We start from the raw sequence: 21,516 nt of genomic DNA, 5'->3' as shown, positions 1-21,516 counted from the left end.
CCTGTCATGGGAACCCACGTTAGGGAGCCGGGGCGCTCACCGCACTGGGGATAGCCCCCCTGTCGGGGCTGGGGCCGGCCGGGAGGACACCGAACGGCTCCAGGACCCTCCGGTGGTCCTGGCCCACCCCGCTGATGCTGACCGCGATACCGCGGCCGCGCAGCTCGCCGACCACGTCCTTCAGCGCCATCGCGCCGGTCGCGTCCACCGCCGTAAGGCCCGACAGGCGCAGGTCGACAGCTGCGACACCCTGCACGTCGGCGAGGCTGCGGCGGAAGCGGTGGGCGGCGGCGAACAGCAGCGGACCGTCGAAGCGGTACGTCACCGTGCCCGCCCCGCCGGGCACCTCGTCGACGGCGGCGGGTGTGAGGCGGGTGCCGCGGACGGCGGCGCGCAGGGCCAGCAGGACGGAGACGCCGAGACCGATCAGTACGGCCCGTACCAGGTCAAGGGCGAGCGTCGAGGCGGCCGTGAGGACCAGGACCAGGGCGTCGCCGTGGGTCGCGCGGGCCATGGCCCGTACCGCGTCCGTCTCCACCATCCGTACGGCCGTCGCGAGCAGGACGCCCGCCAGCGCGGCCAGCGGGATGCGGCCCACCAGCGGTGCGGCGACCGCGACGATCCCGGCCAGGATCACGGCGTGCGCGAGGGCGGCGAGGCGGGAGGCGGCGCCGGTGCGGACGTTGACCGCGGTGCGGGCGATCGCGCCCGTCGCCGGGACGCCGCCGAAGAGCGGGGCCGCGAGGTTGGCGATGCCCTGCCCGAAGAGCTCCTTGCCGGGGTCGTGGCGCTCCCCGGGGCGCATTCCGTCGGCGACGGACGCGGACAGGAGGGACTCCAGGGCCGCGAGCGCGGCGACCGCGGCAGCGGGCGCGAGGAGGGAGGGGATCCGGGTGACGTCGAGGAAGGCGAGGGAGGGCGCGGGCAGGGAGGGCGGGAGCGAGCCGATGCGGGTGACGTGGAGGTGCAGGGCCGCGGCCACGACCGTCGCCGCGGCGACGGCGGCGAGGGAGAAGGGCACGCCGGGCTTCCAGCGGGCGCCCGCCAGCATCAGCGCGGCCGAGCCGAGGGCGAGCAGCAGGGCCGGCCAGTGCGGGGCGGCCCCGAACTCCTCGGCCGCCCGCGCCGCCACGACCGCGACCTGCTCGCCGTGCGGGAGCGGCACGCCGAGCGCGTTCGGCACCTGCTGCAGGGAGATCACCGCCGCGATGCCGATGGTGAAGCCGGCGATCACGGGCGCGGGCACGTACGCCATGGCGGATCCGGCCCGGGCGAAGGCCAGCCCCAGCAGCATGAGCCCGGCGAGCAGGCCGACGGTGAGGACGCCGTCGGCGCCGTAGTGGTGGACGATCGGCACGAGGACGACGGTCATCGCGCCGGTGGGGCCGCTGACCTGGCGTGCGCTGCCGCCGAAGAGCGCGGCGAGCGACCCGGCGACGATCGCGGTGACCAGCCCGGAGGCGGCACCGAGCCCGGACGTCACCCCGAAACCGAGGGCGAGGGGGAGGGCGACGACGGCCACGGTGAGGCCGCAGAGCAGGTCGCGCCGCGGGGCGCGGGTCATGGAGCGGAGGTCGGCGAGGGAGGGCAGGACGGAGAGGGCCGAGCGAGGGGGGTTCATGGGTCTTCTTCGTGAGGGGGTGACAGGTGGATCAGGGCAGCAGGGAGACCAGTCCGGTGTCGAGGTCGAAGCGGGCCGCCGTGATGTGCGCCGCCGCGAACGCGGAGTCCGCGCGGATCGCGTCCCGTACCCAGACCGTGTTGGCCCGCATGGTGTGTTCGGCCCAGTCGCCGGGCAGGTGCCGAGTGCGGCGGGCGGCCGGGGCGATCTCGTCCACCAGCAGCTCCAGATGGCCGGGGACCGGGGCGCCCGTGCGCAGGTGGTCCAGTGTGGCCGCGACCGCCCCGCAGCGCTCGTGCCCGAGCACCAGCACCAGCGGGATGTGCAGTTCCTGGACGCCGTACTGGATCGAGGCGAGCACCGCCTCGTCCAGCACCTGGCCGGCCGTCCTTATGCAGATCAGGTCTCCGAGGCCCTGGTCGAAGACGAGTTCCGGCGGCACCCGGGAGTCGATGCAGCCGACGACCACCGCGAACGGGTGCTGACCGGCCGCCAGCGCGTGCCGCCGCAGCAGTCCCTCGTCGGGGTGGCGGGCGCCGCCGATGGCGTAGCGCCGGTTGCCGGCGAGCAGTTCGGCCAGGGCGGCGCGGGCGTCGGCCGGGCGGGGGCGGTCCTCCGGTTCGGCGGGGGCCGCCGACGCGGGGGCGGCGGCCAGCGCGCCGACGGCGGCCGTGGCGGTCAGAAAGGCCCTGCGGTTCGAGGCCATGACGGTTCCTCAGGTGGGGTGCCAGTAGCGCATTTCACCGTATGCATGCGATCAGTCACCCTGAGTGCCCGTTTAACGACACTTGGCCGATTCGTCGTCAGATCATCGCCCCCGCGATACCGCTGCTTGATCAGGCCAGCCCGTGCTGCCTGGCGTATGCGTCGGCCACGTCCTCCGGGTCCTTCTTGTCGTTGTCGACCTGGCTGTTGAGCTGGGTGAGCTGGGCGGTCGTCAGGACGTTGCCGAGCCTGGCGAGGGCCTTGCGGACCTTGTCGTCGGCCTTGCGGTCGGCGATGAGCGGGACGATGTGCTGGCTGGGGATCAGGTTCTTCGGGTCGCTCAGCACTACCCAGTCGTTGGCGGCGATGTCGGTGTCGGTGGTGAAGAGGTTCGCCACGTCCACGTCGCCCTTCTTGAGGGCGCCCTTGACCAGCGGGCCGTCGGAGTCGAGCGACTTGAACTCCTTGAACTCCACCCCGTAGACGTCCTTCAGGCCGATCGCACCCACCCGGCGCTTCTTCACCTCGGGCGCGGCGCCGATGACCAGCTTGCCGTTCTGCTTCGCCAGGTCGGCGAGGGTGGTCAGGCCGTACTTCCGGGCCGTCCGGCGGGTGACCACGAAACAGTCGGAGTCGGCGGCCTGGCCGTACGGCAGGACCTGGAGGCCGCTCGGCATCGCCAGGGTGAGGGCGTTCTGCATGGTGCCGGGCTCCGCCGAATCGTCCTTCGGGGCCAGGTAGTTGAGGAGGGCGCCCTGGTACTCGGGCAGCAGGTCGATGTCGCCGCTCTTCAGGGCGGGGATCACGATCTCGCGGGTGCCGAGGTTGGGGCGGACCTTCACCTTCACGCCGGCCTGCCGGAGCACGGCCGCGTAGAGGTAGCCGAGTACCTGGTTCTCGGTGAAGTTGGCGGTGCCGATGGTGACTCCGCCCTTGCTGGAGCCGCCGCCACCGGAGGCGGAGCCCTGGCCGTCCAGGGAGGTGATGCCGCTCGCGCAGGCGGAGAGGGCGGGGACGGAGGCCGCGGCGAACAGGCCGCCGAGGAGGGTGCGTCGGTTCATCGGAGAGTCCCTAGGCGGTGCGGTGGCGGAAGAGGAAGCGCTGGAGGGTGCTCAGCAGGACGTCGAGGAGTACGGCGATCACGGCGACCAGCACCGCGCCGCCCAGCACCTGCACGAGGTCGCGCTGGGCGAGGCCGTCGAAGACGTAGCGTCCGAGGCCGCCGAAGGAGACGTACGCGGCGATCGTGGCCGTGGCGACGACCTGGATCAGTGCCAGGCGCAGGCCCGTCATGATCAGGGGGAGTGCGAGGGGCAGCTCGACCTGGAACAGGACCTGGTGGCCGCGCATGCCCTGGCCGCGGGCGGCATCGCGGACGTCCGGGTCGACGGCCGTCATCCCGGCGTAGGTGTTGGTGACGATCGCCGGGACCGCGAGGGCGACCAGCGCGACGTACACCGGCAGCATCGACAGGCCGCCGGCCAGGAAGACCAGCACGACCAGGCCGACGGTCGGCAGGGCGCGGCCGAAGGACGACAGGTTGATCGCGACGAAGGCGCCCTTGCCGGTGTGGCCGATGAGCAGGCCGAGGGGCAGGCCGATCGCGGCCGCGATGAGGGTCGCGAGCAGCGAGTACTGGAGGTGCTCGGCGAGGCGGTGGGCGATGCCGTCCGGTCCGGTCCACTGCGATCCGCTGGTCAGCCAGCCGCCGAGGTTCTTGAGGAGTTCGTACATCTCAGGCTCGCCGCCTCTGCCACGGGGTGAGGGCGTACTGGAGGGCCACCAGCAGGGCGTCCGCGACCACGGCGAGGAGGATCGTGAGGACCACGCCCACGATCACCGGGGTCGGGAAGTTGCGCTGGAAGCCGTCGGTGAAGAGCTGGCCGAGGCCGCCGTCGCCGATATAGGTCGCGACGGAGACCAGCGAGATCGACATGACCGTCGCGATACGGACGCCCGCCATGATCACGGGGAGCGCGAGCGGGAACTCGACGGTGAGGAGCGTGCGCAGGGGGCGCGTGCCCATCGCCTTCGCAGCCTCCTTGGTCTTCGCGGGGACCGAGTCGAGGCCCTCGACCGTGTTCCGCAGCAGGACGACCAGGGTGTAGACGGTCAGGCCGATGACCGTGGTGGTGCGGGTCAGGCCGCTGATCGGCAGCAGGAGCACGAAGATCGCGATCGACGGGATCGTGAACAGGACGTTCGAGACGCCGAGCAGGAAGCCGCGCAGGGGGCGGATCCGGTGTGCGACCACCGCGAGCGGCAGCGAGATCAGGACGCCGAAGAAGACGGCGGTCAGGGCCGCCTGGAGGTGGGAGACCGTGAGGCTGGTGAGGTCGTCGGTGTGGTCGCCTATCCACGACCAGTCGATGGTCATGCGGCCACCCGGGCTTCCGTGTGCGCCTGGCCCGCGTGCCGGTGGATGTCGTCGCGGGAGGAGACGCCGGTGAGGACGCCGTCCGCGTCGACGCGGGCGATCAGGCCGGTGGGGGAGGCGAGGGACTCGTTGAGGGCCGACAGGAGGGAGTCGGTGTCCTTGAGCGGGCGTACGGGGAGTTCGGCGTCCTTCGCGTCTTTCGGCGCCCAGTGCAGGGGCTTGCGTGCCTCGTCGAGTACGAGGGTCCAGGCGCCGCCCTCGGGGGCCGGGCCCTGCGGGACGGCCGTGAGGGTCTTCAGCGAGAGCAGCTTCAGGCCGCGCTCGGCGCCTAGGAAGTCGGCCACGAAGTCGTCGGCCGGGCGGGCGAGGAGCTCGGCGGGTGCGGCGCACTGCACCAGATGGCCGCCGGTGCGGAAGATGGCGATCTGGTCGCCGAGCCGCACGGCCTCGTCGACGTCGTGCGTGACGAAGACGATGGTCTTGCTCAACTCCTTCTGCAGGCGCAGCAGTTCGTCCTGGAGCTGGGTGCGCACCACCGGGTCGACCGCGCCGAACGGCTCGTCCATCAGCAGCACGGGCGGGTCGGCGGCCAGGGCGCGGGCCACGCCCACGCGCTGCTGCTGGCCGCCGGAGAGCTGGTGCGGGTAGCGCCGGCCGGCCTCGGCGGCGAGGCCGACGGTCTCCAGCAGCTCGGCGGCCCGGGCGCGGGCCTTCCGGCGGCCCCAGCCGAGCAGGAGCGGCACGGTGGCGATGTTGTCCAGCACCGTGCGGTGCGGGAACAGCCCCGACTGCTGGATGACGTACCCGATGGAGCGGCGCAGCTCGGCGGCGTCCTGCCGCGTGACGTCCTTGCCGCCGACCCGGATGGTCCCGGAGGTCGGCTCTACCATGCGGTTGACCATCCGCAGGGTGGTCGTCTTGCCGCAACCGGAAGATCCGACGAGGACCGTCACGCCCCCTTCCGGCATTTCCAGGGAGAGGTCGTGGACTGCTGTCGTGCCGTTGGGGAAGCGCTTGTGGACCGCGTCGAACTGGATCATGAGTTGTCCCTTGCCCGGCTGTATAACGTCATGCAGAGTTCTTGGTAGCTGAATAGGTTGTCAACGGGTTGGTGTTAATCCGAGGTAACGGATGACCGAACAGCAAGATCGAGTGTCCGGATTGAGGGGAGCTTGGGGCTTTATGTCGTCTCGGATCGTGGACGCGCCGCCTGCGGCGTTCTCCGGCGGCGCCGGTCTCGTCGTCCTCGACGGGGTCGGTCTCGGCGTCGCGGACGTCGTGCACCTCGCCGACGGGACCGCGCGGCCCGTCCCCGGGAGCGAGGCGATGCGGCGCGTCGAGGAGTCCTGGGACGCCGCCCGGCAGATCGCCGCGACCGGACGCGTCTACGGCCGCTCCACCGGCGTGGGCGCCAACCGGAACGAGGACGTGCCCACCGAGGCGGCCGCCGAGCACGGGCTGCGGCTGCTGCGCAGCCATGCCGGCGCGATCGGCGAGGAGCTGCCGGCGCGGGAGGTGCGGGCGATGCTCGCCGTCCGCGCCAACCAGCTCCTCGCGGGCGGCGCAGGTCTCAGGCCCACCGTCGTCACCGCGCTGTGCGAGGCGCTGGAGAGCGGGGCGCACCCGGTCGTCAACGAGTTCGGCTCGGTCGGCACCGGCGACATCGCGGCCCTGGCGCAGGCGGGCCTCGCGCTCGCCGGGGAGCACCCCTGGCGGGGGCCGAACGCGCCCAAGCCCCAGCCCCTCGACAACAACGACGCACTGGCCTTCATCAGCAGCAACGCCCTCACCCTCGGCCAGTCCGCCCTAGCCCTGCATGAACTGCGCGGCCTCGTGCAGGCCACCCAGGTCGTCGCCGCCCTCTCCCTGCTGGCCGTCGACGGCTCGCACGAGGCGTACGCCGCCCCCGTGCACGCCGCCCGCCCGCACCGGGGCTCCAGCGAGGTCGCCCGCCGGATGCGGCAGCTGATCGGCGCCGCGGACCGGCCCACGCCTCCCCTCGGCCGGATCCAGGACCCGTACGGCTTCCGCTGTCTGCCCCAGATCCACGGCCCGGCGCTGGACGCGGCGGACGACCTGGAGGAGGTCGTCGCGATCGAGATCAACGCGGCCGCCGAGAACCCCCTGATCTCACCCGAGGACATGGCCGCCTACCACCACGGCGGCTTCTACCAGGCCCAACTCGCCCTCGCCCTGGACCACTTCAGGCTGGCCCTCACCCAGGTCGCCCGCCTGTCGACCTCGCGCCTGTCCACGCTCAACGAGCCCGCCTTCACCCGGCTGCGGCCCTTCCTCGCCGACGAGGCGCCCGCCTCCTCCGGCGTGATGATCCTCGAATACGCCGCCGGGGCCGCCCTCGGTGATCTGCGGGCCTTCTCCGCCCCCGCCTCGCTCGGACACGCTGTACTCTCCCGGGGCGTCGAGGAACAGGCCAGCTTCGCCTCGCTCGCCGCACGTCAGACACTGCGCGCCTGCCGCGCGTACCGTCTCGTCGTGGGCTGCGAACTGGTCGCCGCCGTACGCGCCTTGCGCCAACGCGACCTGCGGCCCGAACCGGACCTCCCGGTGGGCCGGGCGCTGGAGCTCGCCGAGTCGGTGCTGGCGGCCGACCAGGCCGACCGGCCGCTCACGGACGACGTGACGGCGGCGGCCGCACTGCTGGACCGGTTCACGGACATCTGGAGGGGGAGCGGGTCATGAGCACGGAGAGGGAACCGAGCGTGGTGGACAGTCCGGCGGGGCGGCTGCAGGCGCTCTTCGAGGGGCACCGGCTGACGCCGACCCAGCGGCGCATCGCGCACAGCATGGTGCGGCGCGCCGCCGACGTGCCGTTCCTGTCCAGCGTGGAGCTGGCCGAACTGGCCGGGGTCAGCCAGCCGTCCGTGACCCGCTTCGCCGTCGCCCTCGGCTTCGACGGCTACCCGGCGCTGCGCAAGCACCTGCGCGAGGTCGCCCCCGCCGAACAGGCCGCGGACGCCGGCTCGTACAACGAGTACCAGCAGGCCGTGGAGGCCGAGATCGAGAACCTGCGGCACCTCGCGGAGCTGCTGGCCGACCCCCGGCCCGTGCAGAAGGCGGGCCGGCTGCTGGCGGCCTCCCGCCCGCTGCCCGTCCTCGGGCTGCGCGCCGCCGCCTCCCAGGCCTACGGCTTCGGCTACTTCGCCGCCAAGGTCCACCCGGACGTACGGCTGCTGAACGAGGGCGGCACGATGATCCAGGACCGCATCGAGGCCGCCGTACGGGCCGGGGCGACGGCGCTGCTGTGCTTCGCGCTGCCCCGGCATCCGCGCGAGGTCGTGGACACGCTGGCCTTCGCGAAGGAGGCCGGCCTGACGGTGGTGACGGTCGCCGACTCGGCCTTCGCACCGGTCGCCAAGGTCTCCGACCTGCTCCTGCCCGCCGCCGTCGGCACGGGCCTCGCCTTCGACACCGCCTGCGCGCCGATGCTGCTCGGCCGCGTCCTGCTGGAGGCGATGTGCGACGACCTGCCGGACGCGCAGGCCCGTCTGGAGGAGTTCGACGCACGGGCGGCGGCGCGGGGGCTGTTCGTGGAGTAGGCCCATGTTTTCAGATTCGTCTCACGTTGCCTCGTTAGCGTGCGTCTCACGGATGCCGCACAGACATGAGACGGGAGACGGACGTGGCACGCGGAGAAGGCAGAGCCCAGGGTCTGGCTCGGGTGGCCGTCGTCGTACGGGCCGGAGCCGCACCCCTGTGGTGGGCCGGGGTGTTCGCGGCGGGTGCAGGGGTGCTGGTGCCGGGGCTGACCGGGCGGCGGATCGGCGTGATGTCGGGAGCCGTGCTGTTCATCCTCGCCGTGGCGGTCGTCTCGACCGCGCGGCGCAGACGGTACGCCGGTCTCGCCCGGGCGGCCGCCCGGGCCGGCAGGCACGACGTGCTCCAGGACCGCGCGGTGAGCGTGCGCAACTGGCGCCGCGGGCACCGCTGGTGGCTGCTGCTCGCCTTCGCGGCGGCCGTGGGCAGCGCGTTCGCGGTGCCCGCCGCCGGGGGCATGCTGCTCGCCGGGTGCGGTACCGGGCTGCGGCTGAAGGCCGCCTGGCTCGGGCGGCGTGAACGGGCCGACGACGCCCTGCTGTGGGTGCGCGTCGACTGGCTCGCCGCGAACGGCGGCCGCCCGGCCGGCAAGGCCAGGCCGTCAAGGCGTACCGCAGCACGGGCATCGCGGCGGGCGACGCGGCTCCGGGCGGAGCGCGGCGCCGCACCGCGGCGCTCGTCCAGTGAGACGGACGGTCAGACTTCGAGCTCCTCCTCGATCTTCCTCAGCTGGTGGCGGGCCATCGCCAGGTTGGACCTCTTGGCGTCCAGCACCAGGTACAGGAAGAGACCGTTGCCGCCGCGACCGCTGATCAGGCGGATCAGGTGGTACTGATCGTTCAGCGTGATCAGGATGTCCTCGATCTGGCCCTTCAGCCCGAGGTGCTCCATGGTGCGCATCTTGGCGCGGACGACATCGGTGTTGCCGGCGGCGGCGACATTCAGGTCGAAGCTCTTGCTGCCGCCCATCGTGCCCAGCGCCATGCCGCTGGTGTAGTCGACGAGCGCGACGCCGGTGGCGCCCTCGATGGAGGCGAGCGCCTCTTTCAGCGCGGTTTCGGTGTTGGCCATGACTGTGCTCCTCGGTTCCTCTCAACTTTCCGTGGTGGTGCGCGCGTTGGTGGTCGTGCTGCGTGCTGCGCGCGGGGTTCTGGTCCTTGTGGCGGCCGGTTTGGTCTCCGGTCTGGCCGCCCTGCCCTCCCTGGCCGGACTGCTCTGGTGGGCGGGTGTCGTACGGCTGTCGCCGAGCTCGCCGATGCGGGCGGCCGCCCGGCGGCCCTCCAGGAGGAGCCGGCCGAGGTTCACGCGGTCCTGGGCGAGCAGCGTCAGCACGGCTGCGCCGCCCGCCGCGTACGTCGCCACATAGCCGTACACACCCCGCACGAGCAGTTCGCGGAACTCGCCCTGTCCCGTCGCGTCCGCCAGCTTCACCGCTGCTCCGTGCGCGGTCTCGACGAGCGCGGCCATGCCGTTCGGCTCGACGCCCGGGGTGTCGTGGGCGAGGACGCGCCCGTCGAGGCCGGTCGCGAGGGCGCCGGTGAGCTGGGGGACGCGGGCTCTCAGACGGCGCAGCTCCTCGAGGATGTGGGGGTCGGCAGCCATCCGGTGTCTCCTCTCGAACCAGTCAAAGGGCCTCCAGCGCATCCCTGAGCCTCTTCAGCAAGATGGTGTGGGGATCGGGCGGCAGCTGTTCGGGGCCGGCCGCCGGCGGCGAGCCACCGCCGGCGACCGGTGGCTGGGCCGGCTTCGGCTGTGCCGGTCCGGGCCGCGGCGACACGACCCCTGCCGCCGTCAGCCGCCGCACGTCCACCAGGGTGTGGAAGGCCGGACGGCCCAGTTCGCGGGCGATGTCGGGCGCCGTGCGCACGCCGTTCACCCGGTCCAGCACCGTCTGCTGGCGGCGGGTGAGGGCGGGGGCCGCCACGGGGTCCGCGCGGATCAGGGGGGCCTCGTCGGTCCTCGGATCCGGCCAGATGCGGTGGAGGAGGTCGCGGCGGCGCAGCGTCTCGTGCTCCAGGGCGGCCACCGGGACCGGGTGGACCGGGCCGAGCGGGTGAGCGGTGCCGTAGCGGAAGCGGCCGGGTGTGCTGCTGGGGGCGAGGGCGAAGTACGCGGCGTCGTACAGGGCCGTCAGCCGGCACAACTCCAGTGCCCCGGAGGCGAGATGGCCGCCCTCGACGAGGTGGCCGCCGACGCCGTGACCGTCGTCCGCCTCCGTGAGCGCACGCTGCCAGGCCTCGGGGGCGAGCGTGCCGTGGGCCGTGAGGAGGGTGCCCAGGCCGGGTGCGTACGGGCTCTCGGCGTGTACGACCAGGCCCTCGGCCAGGTGGAGGGTGCCGCGCTCGCGGACCAGCACGCCGGTGGCCCGCTCGGCGGCGAGCCGGGTCAGCATCGGCGAGACACCGCCCCACCCCCGCTCACCGGCCGCGGTCTTGGTGCGCACGGGCAGACGCGGGGGTTCGGCCGTCCGGACGGCGGTCATGCCAGCACCAGCCGTTCGGCCATCTCGCCCAGCCGGATGCGGGCCAGCGCCAGGTTGCCCTCCGCGCGGGCCAGCCACAGGTGCAGGAACACACTGCCGTCGAAGGAGGCCCCCACGAACCGCAGCACGTGATAACTGTCCCGGTTGCTGACGATCAGGTCCTCGACCGGCGGATCCGCGTCGGCGGCCGCGCCGTCGTCCGGATCGTCGTCCGGCGCGAACGCACGCTGCTCGGCGGCCAGCCGGGCGATCTCGGCGGCCTCCACCGCGGCCGCCTCCCGGTCGCCGCCAGGAGACTCGCCGACGGTGCCCAGGGCCAGCCCGCTCATCCAGTCGATCAGTGCGGCCCCCCGGGCACCGGGCAGTCGCATCGCTTCCAGCAGACACTCGTCGATTCCGGGCACCGTGGCTCCCCTCCCGCCTGCGGTTCGGCTGAGTGACGCCGAAACTACGCAACGTGTGCGCGAGGGGTGAGCATTCTGGCATTTTCCAGTGGAACATGCGGCGAGGGACTAAGGTAGGTCAACTTGCCTTGATTCACGCCCAGTTGACCATCAGATCCATCGGCGTACGTCAATGGTGGTCAGGCGTCCGGAGGGTGGTGAGCGAGTCCGCGTGCGCCCCTCCCGACTCGGCCACGATCTCGTCGAGGCTCTGCGGCTCCCGGACGGTCGCGAAGGCGACGCCTCCGGCCCCGTCCGGCGCGAAGCCGTAGATCCCGGGCCGCGCAAGGGAGTTGTACGCGTAGTGGTGCGCGAAGTAGTACGCCCCCGTGTCCAGCGCCGCCGCGTAGTCCCCTTGCTCCAGCAGCGGCAGCGCCCGCCCCTCCGCCAGCAGGTCGCCCGAGAAGCAGGCCGGCCCCGCCACGTCCTGCACGACCGCCGGGCCCTCCTTGGGGCGCCCCTTGCCGTCGTAGGCGGCGATCCTGAGCGGCCAGGCGCCCGGCGCGTACACCGTCCGCGTCGCCACCTGCACGCCCGCGTGCGTGACCGCGACCGGCCGCCCGCCCGCGCTCTTGGCGTACTCCACCCGCGCCACCACCGTGCCGTGCTTGGCCAGCAACGACCGCCCGAACTCGGTGACCAGCCCGTACCGCCCGTCGAACAGTCCCGGCACCGCCTCGCTCAGCAGCCGCGCGTACTGCGCGTACGTCGGTGTCGTGTCGTCCGAGCCGAAGTTCACCGGCAGCCCGCCGCCGATGTCCAGGGTGTCGATCTGCGGGCGCCCCAGCCGCCGGTTGATCTCCTCGGCGAGCGCATACGTCTCGGCCACGCCCTGCGCCATCAGCGAGAGCGGAATGCCCTGCGACCCGGTGTGCGCATGCAGCCGACGCAGCCACGGGCGATCCGCATACGCCCGTACGACCCACTCCCGCGCCCCCTCGTCGCGCAGCGCCACCCCGAACTTCGAGGTCGCCGTCGCGGTCGACGTCGCCTCGATGGAACCCCCGCCGACCTGCGGGTTCACCCGGATCCCCAGCGGGGAGCGGCTGTTTGCCGACCGCATCAGGGCGTCGATGCGGTCCAGCTCCTGCGGATTGTCCGCGTTCACGGCGATGCCCAGCGCCAGCGCCTCGCGCAGCTCGGCCGGGGTCTTCGCGGGCGAGTCCAGGACCGTGCGGTTCGGCGGCACGCCCGCCGCCCGCGCCAGCGCCAGCTCGCCCGGGCTCGCCACCTCCGCGCCGATCCCCTCGGTGCCCAGCAGCCGCAGCACCGGCACCAGCGGCGTCGCCTTCACCGCGAAGGCGTGCAGCACGGGGGTGCCGGGCGCCGTGACCGCGTCGAACGCCGCCCGCAGCTCGGCGGCCGCCTCCCGGATGCCGGTGACGTCGAGCAGGCCGACGATGGGGGTGCCGGGCCCCAGCAGCCCCTGCTCCACGGCGGCCCGCACCGCGTCGTCACGCCGGGCCGACCGCTCGGCCCCGTCCCCGTCCCTGCCGTACCTGCCGTCCATGACGTCCCCCGTTCCTCGCCGTCCGTGCCTGTGCTTCCAGCCAAACATCTGCGGCGGGCGCATGCTGGCCCGCGGATGTATTGACTAGTTCTATTCAGGACGTCAGGATGTGAATAACGGCAGCAACAATCCGCTAGGAGGCAGACCATGTCAGGACCCCGCCCCGTCCGAGCACCGCGCGGCACGGAACTGAGCGCCCTGGGATGGCAGCAGGAAGCCGCCCTGCGGATGCTGCAGAACAACCTCGACCCAGAGGTCGCCGAGCACCCCGACAAGCTCGTCGTCTACGGCGGCACCGGCAAGGCCGCCCGCGACTGGCGCTCCTTCGACGCCATGGTGCGGACCCTGAAGGGGCTGAAGCAGGACGAGACCATGCTGGTCCAGTCCGGCCGCCCGGTCGGTGTCATGCAGACCCACGAATGGGCCCCGCGCGTCCTCATCGCCAACTCCAACCTGGTCGGCGACTGGGCCAACTGGGAGGAGTTCCGCCGTCTGGAGGCCCTCGGCCTGACCATGTACGGGCAGATGACCGCCGGCTCCTGGATCTACATCGGCACCCAGGGCATCCTCCAGGGCACCTACGAGACCTTCGCCGCCGTCGCCGCCAAGAAGTTCGACGGCACCCTCGCCGGGACCATCACGCTGACGGCCGGACTCGGCGGCATGGGCGGCGCCCAGCCCCTCGCCGTGACCATGAACGACGGCGTCGCCATCTGTATCGACTGCGACCCGCGTGCCATCGAGCGCCGCATCGAGCACCGGTACCTGGACGTGAAGGCCGACAGCCTGGAGCACGCCCTCCAGCTCGCGGTCGAGGCCCGCGACGCGCGCCGCCCGCTCTCCATCGGCCTGCTGGGCAACGCCGCCGAACTGCTGCCCCGCATGCTCGCCGAATCCGCCCCCATCGACATCGTCACCGACCAGACCTCCGCCCACGACCCGCTGTCGTATCTGCCGCTGGGCATCGACTTCGACGACATGGCGGACGCGGCGGCGAAGGACCCGGCCGGGTTCACGGTGCGCGCGCGGGAGTCGATGGCCAGGCACGTCGAGGCGATGGTCGGCTTCATGGATGCCGGCGCGGAGGTCTTCGACTACGGCAACTCGATCCGCGGCGAGGCCCAACTCGCCGGGTACGAGCGGGCGTTCGCGTTCCCCGGCTTTGTGCCGGCGTACATCCGGCCGCTGTTCTGCGAGGGCAAGGGGCCCTTCCGGTGGGCCGCGCTGTCCGGTGAGGCGTCCGACATCGCGAAGACCGACAAGGCGATCCTGGACCTCTTCCCGGAGAACGAGTCCCTCGCGCGCTGGATCAAGATGGCGGGGGAGCGGGTCCACTTCCAGGGGCTGCCCGCGCGTATCTGCTGGCTCGGCTACGGCGAGCGGGACAAGGCCGGGGAGCGGTTCAACGACATGGTGGCCTCCGGTGAGCTGGCGGCTCCGCTGGCCATCGGGCGGGATCATCTGGACTGCGGGTCCGTGGCGTCTCCGTACCGCGAGACCGAGGCCATGCTCGACGGCTCGGACGCGATCGCCGACTGGCCGCTGCTGAACGCGATGGTGAACGTGGCGTCGGGTGCGTCCTGGGTGTCCATCCACCACGGTGGCGGTGTGGGCATGGGCCGGTCCATCCACGCGGGGCAGGTGTCCGTCGCCGACGGTACGAAGCTGGCGGGCGAGAAGATCCGCCGGGTGCTGACGAACGACCCCGGGATGGGTGTCATCCGGCATGTCGACGCCGGGTACGACATCGCCGAGTCGGTCGCCGACGAGCGGGGCGTGCGGGTTCCCATGCGCGAGGGTGACGACGCGTGACCCTTCCGGGAGATGAGCGGCGCGGCAACCGTCCGGTGGGGGCTGAGGTCTCGTCGCCGACTGCGGCTTCGGCTGTGTCCACCCGTTCCGCCCTGCGGAACGACTGCCCACAGCCTGGAGGGCCTGACGCCCCGCAGCCCCAGCAGCCTGGGCCGGCTGACGCCCCGCAGTCTGGACAGGCGGGCGCCTCGCAGCCTGGACGGTCTGAGGCCCGACAGCCTGGGCGGTCTGATGCCCAGCAGCCTGGGCCGGCTGACGCCCCGCAGTCTGGACAGGCGGGCGCCTCGCAGCCTGGCGGTGGTGGCTCGTTCCACTCCATGTGGCGGGAGTTGCTTCCCATCGGGCGGCATGCCGAGTCCCGTGGGTACCGGCGGTTCGCCTGGACCGGGGCCGATGTCGAGTGTCGGGCCTGGTTCAAGGAGCAGGCCCGGGCACGTGGGTTGGTGTACGAGGTCGACCGGAACGGGAATCAGTGGGCCTGGGTCGGGGATCCGGGGGCCGGGGACGCCGTGGTCACGGGGTCGCATCTTGACTCCGTGCCCGACGGGGGCGCCTTCGACGGTCCCCTGGGCGTCGTGTCCTCCTTTGCCGCTCTCGACGAACTCCGCGGCAGGGGAGTGGAGTTCCGCAAGCCGCTCGCCATCGTCAACTTCGGTGACGAGGAGGGCGCCCGGTTCGGGCTGGCCTGTGTCGGGTCGCGGCTCACCGCCGGACAGCTCACCGTCGAGAACGCCCACAAGCTGACCGACGGGGACGGGATCAGCCTGCCCAAGGCCATGGAGGCCGCCGGCTACGATCCCGACGCCATCGGGGCCGACCCGGAGAGGCTCGGGCGGATCGGCGCCTTCGTCGAGCTGCACGTCGAGCAGGGCCGGGCGCTCGACCTGTCCGGCGACCGCGTCGGCATCGCCAGCGCCATCTGGCCGCACGGCCGCTGGCGGTTCGACTTCCGGGGCGAGGCCAACCACGCCGGCACGACCCGTCTCGTCGACCGGCGCGACCCCATGCTGTCGTACGCCGAGACCGTGCTCGCCGCCCGCCGGGAGGCCGAACTCGCCGGTGCCGTAGCCACCTTCGGCAAGATCGCCGTCGAGCCGAACGGTGTCAACGCCATCCCCTCGCTCGTGCGCGGCTGGCTCGACTCCCGCGCCGAGGACCAGGAGCGCCTCGACGCCGTGGTCGGCGGGATCGAGAACGCCGCTCGTGAGTACGCCGCCGCCCACGGCATCGACCTCGACGTGGTCCGGGAGTCCTTCACGCCCGTCGTCGAGTTCGACCACGCCCTGCGCGACGAGCTGGCCCGCATCCTCGGCAAGGACACCGACATCACGGTGCCCGTGCTGGGTACCGGTGCCGGACACGACGCCGGAATCCTCTCCGGGAGCATCCCGACCGCCATGCTGTTCGTGCGCAACCCCACGGGTGTCTCGCACTCCCCGGCCGAGTTCGCCGCCGAGGACGACTGCGTGGCCGGGGTGCTCGCACTCGCCGACGTACTGGAAGGGCTGGCCTGCAGGTGACGCACCCCCGCACGCGGACGTACTGGCTGGAGCACGCCTGGCTCGACACCCACGTCGAGCCGAAAGTCGCCCTCGACGTCGCCGACGGCCGCATCACCGCCGTCCGCACCGACGTGCCCGCCCCGCCTCCGGGCGCCGAGATCCTGCGCGGACTCACGCTGCCCGGGCTGGCGAACGCCCACTCGCACGCCTTCCACCGCGCCCTGCGCTCCACCGTCCAGGTCGGCTCCGGCACCTTCTGGACCTGGCGCGAGGTCATGTACTCGGTCGCCGACAGGCTGACCCCGGAGACCTATCACGCGCTCGCCCGCGCCGTGTACGCCGAGATGGCGCTGGCGGGCGTCACCTCCGTCGGCGAGTTCCACTACGTCCACCACGCGCGTGGCGGCACCCCCTACGCCGACCCCAACGCCATGGGCGAGGCCCTCATCGCGGCCGCCGCCGACGCCGGTATCCGCATCACCCTCCTCGACACCCTCTACCTCTCCTCCGGCCTCTCGAACCGGCCCGGCGGCGAGCCCCCCAACACCCACCAGCTGCGCTTCTCCGACGGCAGCGCGGAGGCCTGGGCGGAACGCTGTTCAGTTCTCAAGGAACGGGATCACGCGCGGATCGGTGCGGCGATCCACTCCGTACGGGCCGTGCCCGCGGACCAGTTGGCGACCGTGGCGCGGTGGGCCGAGGAGCGGCGGGCCCCGCTCCACGTGCACCTGTCGGAGCAGACCGCCGAGAACGAGGCGTGCCTGGAGGTCCACGGGTGCACCCCGACCCAGCTCCTCGCCCTGCACGGGGTGCTCGGCCCGCGCACCACCGGCGTCCACAACACCCACCTCACCGCCGAGGACATCTCCCTCATCGGCGGCTCCGGCACCGGCACCTGCATGTGCCCGACGACCGAACGGGACCTCGCGGACGGCATCGGACCGGCCGCCGCCCTGCAGAACGAGGGCTCCCCGCTCTCCCTGGGCTCCGACAGCCACGCCGTCATCGACCTGCTCGAAGAGGCCCGCGCGATGGAGCTCAACGAGCGCCTGCGCACCCGCAGCCGCGGCCACTGGACCGCCGCGGCACTGCTGCGCGCGGCCTCGGCCGACGGTCACGCCGCCCTCGGCTGGGACGAGGCGGGCAGGATCGAACCGGGCGCCCTCGCCGACCTCACGACGATCGCGCTCGACTCCGTCAGGACAGCGGGGCCGCTGTCCAGGCTCGGTGCCGAGACCGCCGTATTCGCCGCGAGCGCGGCCGACGTACGGCATACGGTCGTGGGCGGTCGGCACGTCGTACGAGACGGCGCGCACGCGCTCGTACCGGATGTGCCGCAGGCCCTGGCACAAGCCGTCGAAGCCCTGCGCGGCTGACCACCATCCCCCGTCCGGCCACCCACGAGGACACGACGATGAGCAGCACCGTCATCACCAACATCGCCACGCTGGTCACCAACGACCCCTCCCTCGGTGACGGCTCCCCCCTCGGACTGATCCAGGACGCGGCGCTCGTCATCGACGGCGACCGCATCGCGTGGACCGGTGAATCAAGCAAAGCACCCGCCACTGACAACCGGGTCGACGCCGGCGGCCGGGCGGTCCTGCCCGGCTTCGTCGACTCGCACTCCCACCTGGTCTTCGCGGGCGACCGGACGCAGGAGTTCAACGCCCGGATGTCCGGACGGTCGTACAGCGCGGGCGGCATCCGCACCACCGTCGCCGCCACCCGCGCCGCGAGCGACGAGGAGCTGGAGGCCAACCTCACCCGCTACCTCGCCGAGGCGCTCCGCCAGGGCACCACGACCTTCGAGACGAAGTCCGGCTACGGCCTGACCACCGAGGACGAGTCCCGCGCCCTGCGCATCGCCGCCGCCCACACCGACGAGGTCACCTACCTCGGCGCCCACATCGTGTCCCCCGACTACGCCGACGACCCCGCCGGCTATGTCGCCCTGGTCACCGGCGAGATGCTCGACGCCTGTGCGCCGTACGCGCGTTGGATCGACGTCTTCTGCGAGAAGGGCGCCTTCGACGGCGACCAGGCCCGCGCGATCCTCACCGCGGGCAAGGCCAGGGGCCTGCACCCGCGCATCCACGCCAACCAGCTCTCCTACGGCCCCGGCGTCCAGCTGGCGGTCGAGCTCGATGCCGCAAGCGCCGACCACTGCACCCATCTCACGGACGCGGACGTGGACGCGCTCGCGGGCAGCGCCACGGTCGCCACCCTGCTGCCCGGCGCCGAGTTCTCCACCCGCGCCGAGTGGCCCGACGCCCGCCGTCTCCTCGACGCGGGCGCCACCGTCGCCCTCTCCACCGACTGCAACCCGGGCTCGTCCTTCACCTCCTCCGTCCCCTTCTGCATCGCCCTCGCGGTACGGGACATGGGGATGACCCCGGACGAGGCGGTCTGGTCGGCCACCGCGGGCGGTGCCCGGGCCCTGCGCCGGGACGACGTCGGCCGCCTGAGCCCCGGCGCCCGCGCGGACCTCGTCACCCTTGACGCCCCGAGCCACGTCCACCTCGCCTACCGGCCGGGTGTGCCGCTGGTGACCGGGGTGTGGCGGCGGGGCGTCCGGGAAGTCTGACCGGGCTTCCCGGTCAGGAGGCCCCCGCCCGCCAGCGCTGCTCGGCACCGCCGTCCAGCGGTCGCAGCGACAGCCCGTCGCCCCAGTACGGAGTCAGCGCCGTCTCGATGGCGATCGCGGGCCGGACCACCCCGTCGGCGTCCACCATGAACATGAGGTTCTGGCCGTTCCTGCTGTACACCGAGTCGCACTCCCAGATGCCCACGCCCCTGTCCACATCACCCCGGCTGTCCAGGCAGAAGTCCGGGTCGGCCAAGGACTGCACCACCCCGCGCCCGGAGTCGACGCGCCAGCGCTGGGTGCGGGAGGTGGAGCAGGGGGCAGTGAGGACGTCCGTGCCGTCCTGGAAGTCGCCGTCGCGGACGTCCAGGCACCGCCCGGTGGCGACGTTCACGATCTGCGCGAACGTGCCGTCCGGGGCGTGGGTGGGCGAGGGGGAGGGCTTCGGAGACTTCGAAGGCGACTTGGAGGGTCGCTTGGACGGTGCTGAACTCCGCGTCGGTGACGGCGACTTGCTCTTCGCCGAAGGTGACGGCGACGGCGAAGGGACGGCGGAGACCGTCGCCGTGACCGTGACCTGCGTCGGGATCGTCGGCGTACCCACCGCGCCCGCCGCCTCCTGGGGCGGCGAGGACGGCGAAGCGGCCTGGGAGAGCAGGAAGACGATCAGGGGCGCCAGGGCCACGCCGACAGCGACCGAGGTCAGCAGGAGGCGCCGGGACGGAGGCCACGGCGTGACGTCCGCACGGGCCTTGGGGCGCGGCGCCTCGGGCGTCGTGACATACGCCTTGCCGGCCCATGGCAGCATGCCCTCGGCCAGCGCGGTGCGGGGCGCGTCGCGCAGGGCCGACAGTTCCTCGTAGGCCGTCGTGCAGTGGGCGCAGTGCACCATGTGCGCCTGCAGGTCGGCGCTGGTGCGCGGGCTGTGCGGCCGTACCGACTCCTCGATCAGCCGGCCGAAGTTGCCGCAGCGCGGGTCGGCCGAGGCGGCCAGCCGGGAACGCAGACACGCCTGGCCCATGGCCTGGAGGGCGGAGGCGGTCTCGTGGCCCACGTCCTCGCGGGTCAGACCGAGGAAGGCCGCCGTCCTGTCCTCCGCCTCCTGCTCCACGACGCCGTACCAGACGAGGCCCTGGGCACGGGACGGAAGGGACCGGAAGGCGGTGAGCATGGGCGGGACGGGGAGGTCGGAGCCCGCCGCGGTCAGGGCGAGCAGCAGCCCCGGGTCGAGACCGCCCGCCCGCCCTTCGGCCGGCCAGGAGGCGGCCAGGCGCCCGGTCAGCAGCAGGAGGTGAAGACGGACGGGGACCAGCGGTTCGGTGCCGCGTGCCGTCTGCCGGGCCGCCAGGGTGAACGCCTGTGTGGCCAGGTCGCGTGCGGCGGACTCGCTCGTCGTGCACAGCCGGGCGTAGTCGAGGACCGACGGCTGATGCCGGGCGCGGAGTTCCTGCAGAGCCGGGTAGAGGGTCGGGGCGCTGGTGCGCAGCAGTTCGGTCAGCCGCGCGTCGGACGCGCCCGCATGCACCTCTGTCCGGGGGATGCCCCCGGACCCCCGGCCGTCCCCGGTCTCGACTCCCTTGTCGGTCCCGTCGGCCCGAGCCATCCGCCCGCCTCCTTGCACCCTTGCAGCCCGCCGGGATTCTGACCGACCGGCGGGTATGGGGGCCCATAGTGATGGATGGAAACCTCTGGGGAAAGAGTTTCTGTGGGTAACACCGGGGACGCCTGAGCGCGGCCCGCCCGGCAACCGGACGGACCGCGCTCAGAAAAACGGGGGTGGGAAGACCGTCACCCCTGGACCGTCACTCCTCGAGGGTCAGGCCCTTGCGCAACCGCGTCAGCGTCCGCGACAGCAGCCGCGACACATGCATCTGCGAGATGCCGAGCTCGTCGCCGATCTCGGACTGGGTCAGGCCCGCGACGAACCGCAGGGACAGGATCTGCCGGTCCCGGGGCGGGAGTTCGGCGATCAGCGGCTTCAACGACTCGACGTACTCGACGCCTTCGAGTCCGTGGTCCTCGTAGCCGATCCGGTCCGCCAGCGCGCCCTCGGCGTCGTCCTCCTCGGGCTGGGCGTCCAGCGAGGAGGCGGTGTACGCGTTCGACGCCGCCATGCCCTCGACGACCTCTTCCTTCGTCAGCTCGAGGCGCTCGGCGAGTTCCGCAACCGTCGGCGCCCGGTCGAGCTTCTGGGCCAGCTCGTCACCGGCCTTGGCCAGGTCGAGCCGGAGCTCCTGCAGCCTGCGCGGTACGCGCACGGACCACGAGGTGTCGCGGAAGAACCGCTTGATCTCGCCGACGATGGTCGGCATGGCGAACGTGGGGAACTCGACACCCCGCGCCAGTTCGAACCGGTCGATCGCCTTGATCAGGCCGATCGTGCCGACCTGGATGATGTCCTCCATCGGCTCGCTCCGTGAGCGGAAGCGGGAGGCGGCGAACTTGACCAGCGCGAGGTTGAGCTCGACGAGGGTGTTGCGGACGTACGAGTATTCGTACGTGCCTTCCTCGAGGGACTCAAGGCGCTCGAAGAGGGTCTTGGAGAGCGCGCGTGCGTCTACCGGTCCCACTTCGTCGTACGGGGGGATCTCCGGAAGGCCTGCCAGCCCGGCAAGCGTGTCTGGGTCGTTGCTCTCGATGCTCTCGATGGGATCCAGATGTTCCGGAGGGGATGTCGACGTCGCCTCCTGGGTATGCGATGCGTCGAGCCGGGGTGACATGATGTCCTCCATCGTTCTCGGCATATGGCTGCCGAAGCCAGTGCGTGCACTGCGGTGTGCGGCGCCTCCAAAGCCGGCCGTGGTCGGTTACGTATGTCTACTAGCCCTACCCGCTTTCCCACGTTCATCGCAAGTGCGTTCTGTAGGTATATGTCCGTTTGCGTGCGGTTGTTCGGGTGTCGGAGAGTGTGAGGAAGGCGTA

General features: G+C 72.4%; 19 protein-coding genes and 1 pseudogene. 7 read left to right on the top strand and 13 right to left on the bottom strand.

What is annotated here, in order from left to right; all coding sequences use genetic code 11:
* Positions 1-19: 19 nt before the first annotated feature.
* The 6 genes from ACWCRD_RS38760 to ACWCRD_RS38735 all read right to left on the bottom strand — a co-directional run bounded on the left by ACWCRD_RS38760 (position 20) and on the right by ACWCRD_RS38735 (position 5,743).
* A complete protein-coding gene (locus ACWCRD_RS38760) occupies positions 20-1,621 on the bottom strand; it encodes a SulP family inorganic anion transporter (protein ID WP_450970384.1) in 1,602 nt (533 codons plus the stop codon).
* Between the two features lie 31 nt (positions 1,622-1,652).
* Positions 1,653-2,327 carry a carbonic anhydrase gene (locus ACWCRD_RS38755; protein ID WP_450970383.1) on the bottom strand — a complete coding sequence of 225 codons (675 nt, stop codon included), beginning with the start codon at positions 2,325-2,327 and terminating at the stop codon, positions 1,653-1,655.
* Between the two features lie 130 nt (positions 2,328-2,457).
* Entirely contained in the window at positions 2,458-3,387 is a 930-nt protein-coding gene (locus ACWCRD_RS38750) for an ABC transporter substrate-binding protein (RefSeq protein WP_450970382.1), read from the bottom strand.
* Between the two features lie 10 nt (positions 3,388-3,397).
* A complete protein-coding gene (locus ACWCRD_RS38745) occupies positions 3,398-4,060 on the bottom strand; it encodes an ABC transporter permease (RefSeq protein ID WP_450970381.1) in 663 nt (220 codons plus the stop codon).
* Position 4,061: 1 nt separating this feature from the next.
* On the bottom strand, positions 4,062-4,703 hold the full coding sequence (locus ACWCRD_RS38740; RefSeq protein ID WP_450970380.1) for an ABC transporter permease: 642 nt from the start codon (positions 4,701-4,703) through the stop codon (positions 4,062-4,064).
* On the bottom strand, positions 4,700-5,743 hold the full coding sequence (locus ACWCRD_RS38735; RefSeq protein WP_450970379.1) for an ABC transporter ATP-binding protein: 1,044 nt from the start codon (positions 5,741-5,743) through the stop codon (positions 4,700-4,702). Before ACWCRD_RS38735 ends, ACWCRD_RS38740 begins: the two co-directional genes overlap by 4 nt.
* Before the next feature lie 142 nt (positions 5,744-5,885).
* On the opposite strand from ACWCRD_RS38735, the gene ACWCRD_RS38730 reads away from it, so the two are divergent.
* The 3 genes and pseudogenes from ACWCRD_RS38730 (at position 5,886) to ACWCRD_RS38720 (ending at position 8,945) form a co-directional block, all read left to right on the top strand.
* Positions 5,886-7,403, top strand: coding sequence for an aromatic amino acid ammonia-lyase (locus tag ACWCRD_RS38730; protein ID WP_450970378.1), 1,518 nt, complete (start codon positions 5,886-5,888; stop codon positions 7,401-7,403).
* Entirely contained in the window at positions 7,400-8,260 is an 861-nt protein-coding gene (locus ACWCRD_RS38725; RefSeq protein WP_450970377.1) for a MurR/RpiR family transcriptional regulator, read from the top strand. Before ACWCRD_RS38730 ends, ACWCRD_RS38725 begins: the two co-directional genes overlap by 4 nt.
* A gap of 65 nt (positions 8,261-8,325) precedes the next feature.
* Positions 8,326-8,945, top strand: a pseudogene (locus tag ACWCRD_RS38720) (hypothetical protein).
* 9 nt (positions 8,946-8,954) lie between these two features.
* Here ACWCRD_RS38720 and ACWCRD_RS38715 read toward each other — a convergent pair.
* The 5 genes from ACWCRD_RS38715 to ACWCRD_RS38695 form a co-directional block, all read right to left on the bottom strand.
* Positions 8,955-9,329 carry a hypothetical protein gene (locus ACWCRD_RS38715; RefSeq protein ID WP_450970376.1) on the bottom strand — a complete coding sequence of 125 codons (375 nt, stop codon included), beginning with the start codon at positions 9,327-9,329 and terminating at the stop codon, positions 8,955-8,957.
* Between the two features lie 21 nt (positions 9,330-9,350).
* Positions 9,351-9,860 carry a roadblock/LC7 domain-containing protein gene (locus ACWCRD_RS38710; RefSeq protein ID WP_450970375.1) on the bottom strand — a complete coding sequence of 170 codons (510 nt, stop codon included), beginning with the start codon at positions 9,858-9,860 and terminating at the stop codon, positions 9,351-9,353.
* Between the two features lie 22 nt (positions 9,861-9,882).
* A complete protein-coding gene (locus tag ACWCRD_RS38705; protein WP_450970374.1) occupies positions 9,883-10,740 on the bottom strand; it encodes a transcriptional regulator in 858 nt (285 codons plus the stop codon).
* Positions 10,737-11,144: a hypothetical protein gene (locus ACWCRD_RS38700; protein WP_450970373.1), complete on the bottom strand. Its 408-nt coding sequence runs from the start codon at positions 11,142-11,144 to the stop codon at positions 10,737-10,739. The genes ACWCRD_RS38705 and ACWCRD_RS38700 overlap by 4 nt, the downstream gene beginning before the upstream one ends.
* 169 nt (positions 11,145-11,313) lie before the next feature.
* A complete protein-coding gene (locus ACWCRD_RS38695; protein ID WP_450970372.1) occupies positions 11,314-12,693 on the bottom strand; it encodes a diaminopimelate decarboxylase in 1,380 nt (459 codons plus the stop codon).
* A 147-nt stretch (positions 12,694-12,840) separates the two neighbouring features.
* Between ACWCRD_RS38695 and hutU the strand changes: the two genes are divergently transcribed.
* Genes hutU through hutI form a run of 4 tightly spaced genes read left to right on the top strand, consistent with a single transcriptional unit; the run spans position 12,841 to position 18,594 of the window.
* On the top strand, positions 12,841-14,505 hold the full coding sequence (gene hutU, locus ACWCRD_RS38690; RefSeq protein ID WP_450970371.1) for a urocanate hydratase: 1,665 nt from the start codon (positions 12,841-12,843) through the stop codon (positions 14,503-14,505).
* The gene (locus ACWCRD_RS38685) at positions 14,502-16,025 is read left to right on the top strand and encodes an allantoate amidohydrolase (RefSeq protein WP_450970370.1); all 1,524 of its coding nucleotides are present in this window, start codon (positions 14,502-14,504) and stop codon (positions 16,023-16,025) included. The genes hutU and ACWCRD_RS38685 overlap by 4 nt, the downstream gene beginning before the upstream one ends.
* Positions 16,022-17,383: a formimidoylglutamate deiminase gene (locus tag ACWCRD_RS38680; RefSeq protein ID WP_450970369.1), complete on the top strand. Its 1,362-nt coding sequence runs from the start codon at positions 16,022-16,024 to the stop codon at positions 17,381-17,383. Before ACWCRD_RS38685 ends, ACWCRD_RS38680 begins: the two co-directional genes overlap by 4 nt.
* A 38-nt stretch (positions 17,384-17,421) precedes the next feature.
* Positions 17,422-18,594 carry an imidazolonepropionase gene (gene hutI, locus ACWCRD_RS38675; RefSeq protein ID WP_450970368.1) on the top strand — a complete coding sequence of 391 codons (1,173 nt, stop codon included), beginning with the start codon at positions 17,422-17,424 and terminating at the stop codon, positions 18,592-18,594.
* A gap of 13 nt (positions 18,595-18,607) precedes the next feature.
* Here the strand turns inward: hutI and ACWCRD_RS38670 are convergent, their stop codons facing one another.
* Entirely contained in the window at positions 18,608-20,197 is a 1,590-nt protein-coding gene (locus ACWCRD_RS38670) for a ricin-type beta-trefoil lectin domain protein (protein ID WP_450970367.1), read from the bottom strand.
* Between the two features lie 199 nt (positions 20,198-20,396).
* On the bottom strand, positions 20,397-21,326 hold the full coding sequence (locus ACWCRD_RS38665; protein WP_450970366.1) for an RNA polymerase sigma factor SigF: 930 nt from the start codon (positions 21,324-21,326) through the stop codon (positions 20,397-20,399).
* Positions 21,327-21,516: the final 190 nt, after the last annotated feature.

This window comes from Streptomyces sp. NPDC002092 (assembly GCF_053593775.1).
Note: the sequence above shows the minus strand (reverse complement) of the source record. Positions and strands in the feature narration are given on the sequence as shown.

Coding starts and splice junctions, on each gene's coding strand:
- ACWCRD_RS38760 (WP_450970384.1), bottom strand. CDS start 1,621: ATGAACCCCCCTCGCTCGGCCCTCTCCGTCCTGCCCTCCCTCGCCGAC.
- ACWCRD_RS38755 (WP_450970383.1), bottom strand. CDS start 2,327: ATGGCCTCGAACCGCAGGGCCTTTCTGACCGCCACGGCCGCCGTCGGC.
- ACWCRD_RS38750 (WP_450970382.1), bottom strand. CDS start 3,387: ATGAACCGACGCACCCTCCTCGGCGGCCTGTTCGCCGCGGCCTCCGTC.
- ACWCRD_RS38745 (WP_450970381.1), bottom strand. CDS start 4,060: ATGTACGAACTCCTCAAGAACCTCGGCGGCTGGCTGACCAGCGGATCG.
- ACWCRD_RS38740 (WP_450970380.1), bottom strand. CDS start 4,703: ATGACCATCGACTGGTCGTGGATAGGCGACCACACCGACGACCTCACC.
- ACWCRD_RS38735 (WP_450970379.1), bottom strand. CDS start 5,743: ATGATCCAGTTCGACGCGGTCCACAAGCGCTTCCCCAACGGCACGACA.
- ACWCRD_RS38730 (WP_450970378.1), top strand. CDS start 5,886: ATGTCGTCTCGGATCGTGGACGCGCCGCCTGCGGCGTTCTCCGGCGGC.
- ACWCRD_RS38725 (WP_450970377.1), top strand. CDS start 7,400: ATGAGCACGGAGAGGGAACCGAGCGTGGTGGACAGTCCGGCGGGGCGG.
- ACWCRD_RS38715 (WP_450970376.1), bottom strand. CDS start 9,329: ATGGCCAACACCGAAACCGCGCTGAAAGAGGCGCTCGCCTCCATCGAG.
- ACWCRD_RS38710 (WP_450970375.1), bottom strand. CDS start 9,860: ATGGCTGCCGACCCCCACATCCTCGAGGAGCTGCGCCGTCTGAGAGCC.
- ACWCRD_RS38705 (WP_450970374.1), bottom strand. CDS start 10,740: ATGACCGCCGTCCGGACGGCCGAACCCCCGCGTCTGCCCGTGCGCACC.
- ACWCRD_RS38695 (WP_450970372.1), bottom strand. CDS start 12,693: ATGGACGGCAGGTACGGCAGGGACGGGGACGGGGCCGAGCGGTCGGCC.
- hutU (WP_450970371.1), top strand. CDS start 12,841: ATGTCAGGACCCCGCCCCGTCCGAGCACCGCGCGGCACGGAACTGAGC.
- hutI (WP_450970368.1), top strand. CDS start 17,422: ATGAGCAGCACCGTCATCACCAACATCGCCACGCTGGTCACCAACGAC.
- ACWCRD_RS38670 (WP_450970367.1), bottom strand. CDS start 20,197: ATGGCTCGGGCCGACGGGACCGACAAGGGAGTCGAGACCGGGGACGGC.
- ACWCRD_RS38665 (WP_450970366.1), bottom strand. CDS start 21,326: ATGGAGGACATCATGTCACCCCGGCTCGACGCATCGCATACCCAGGAG.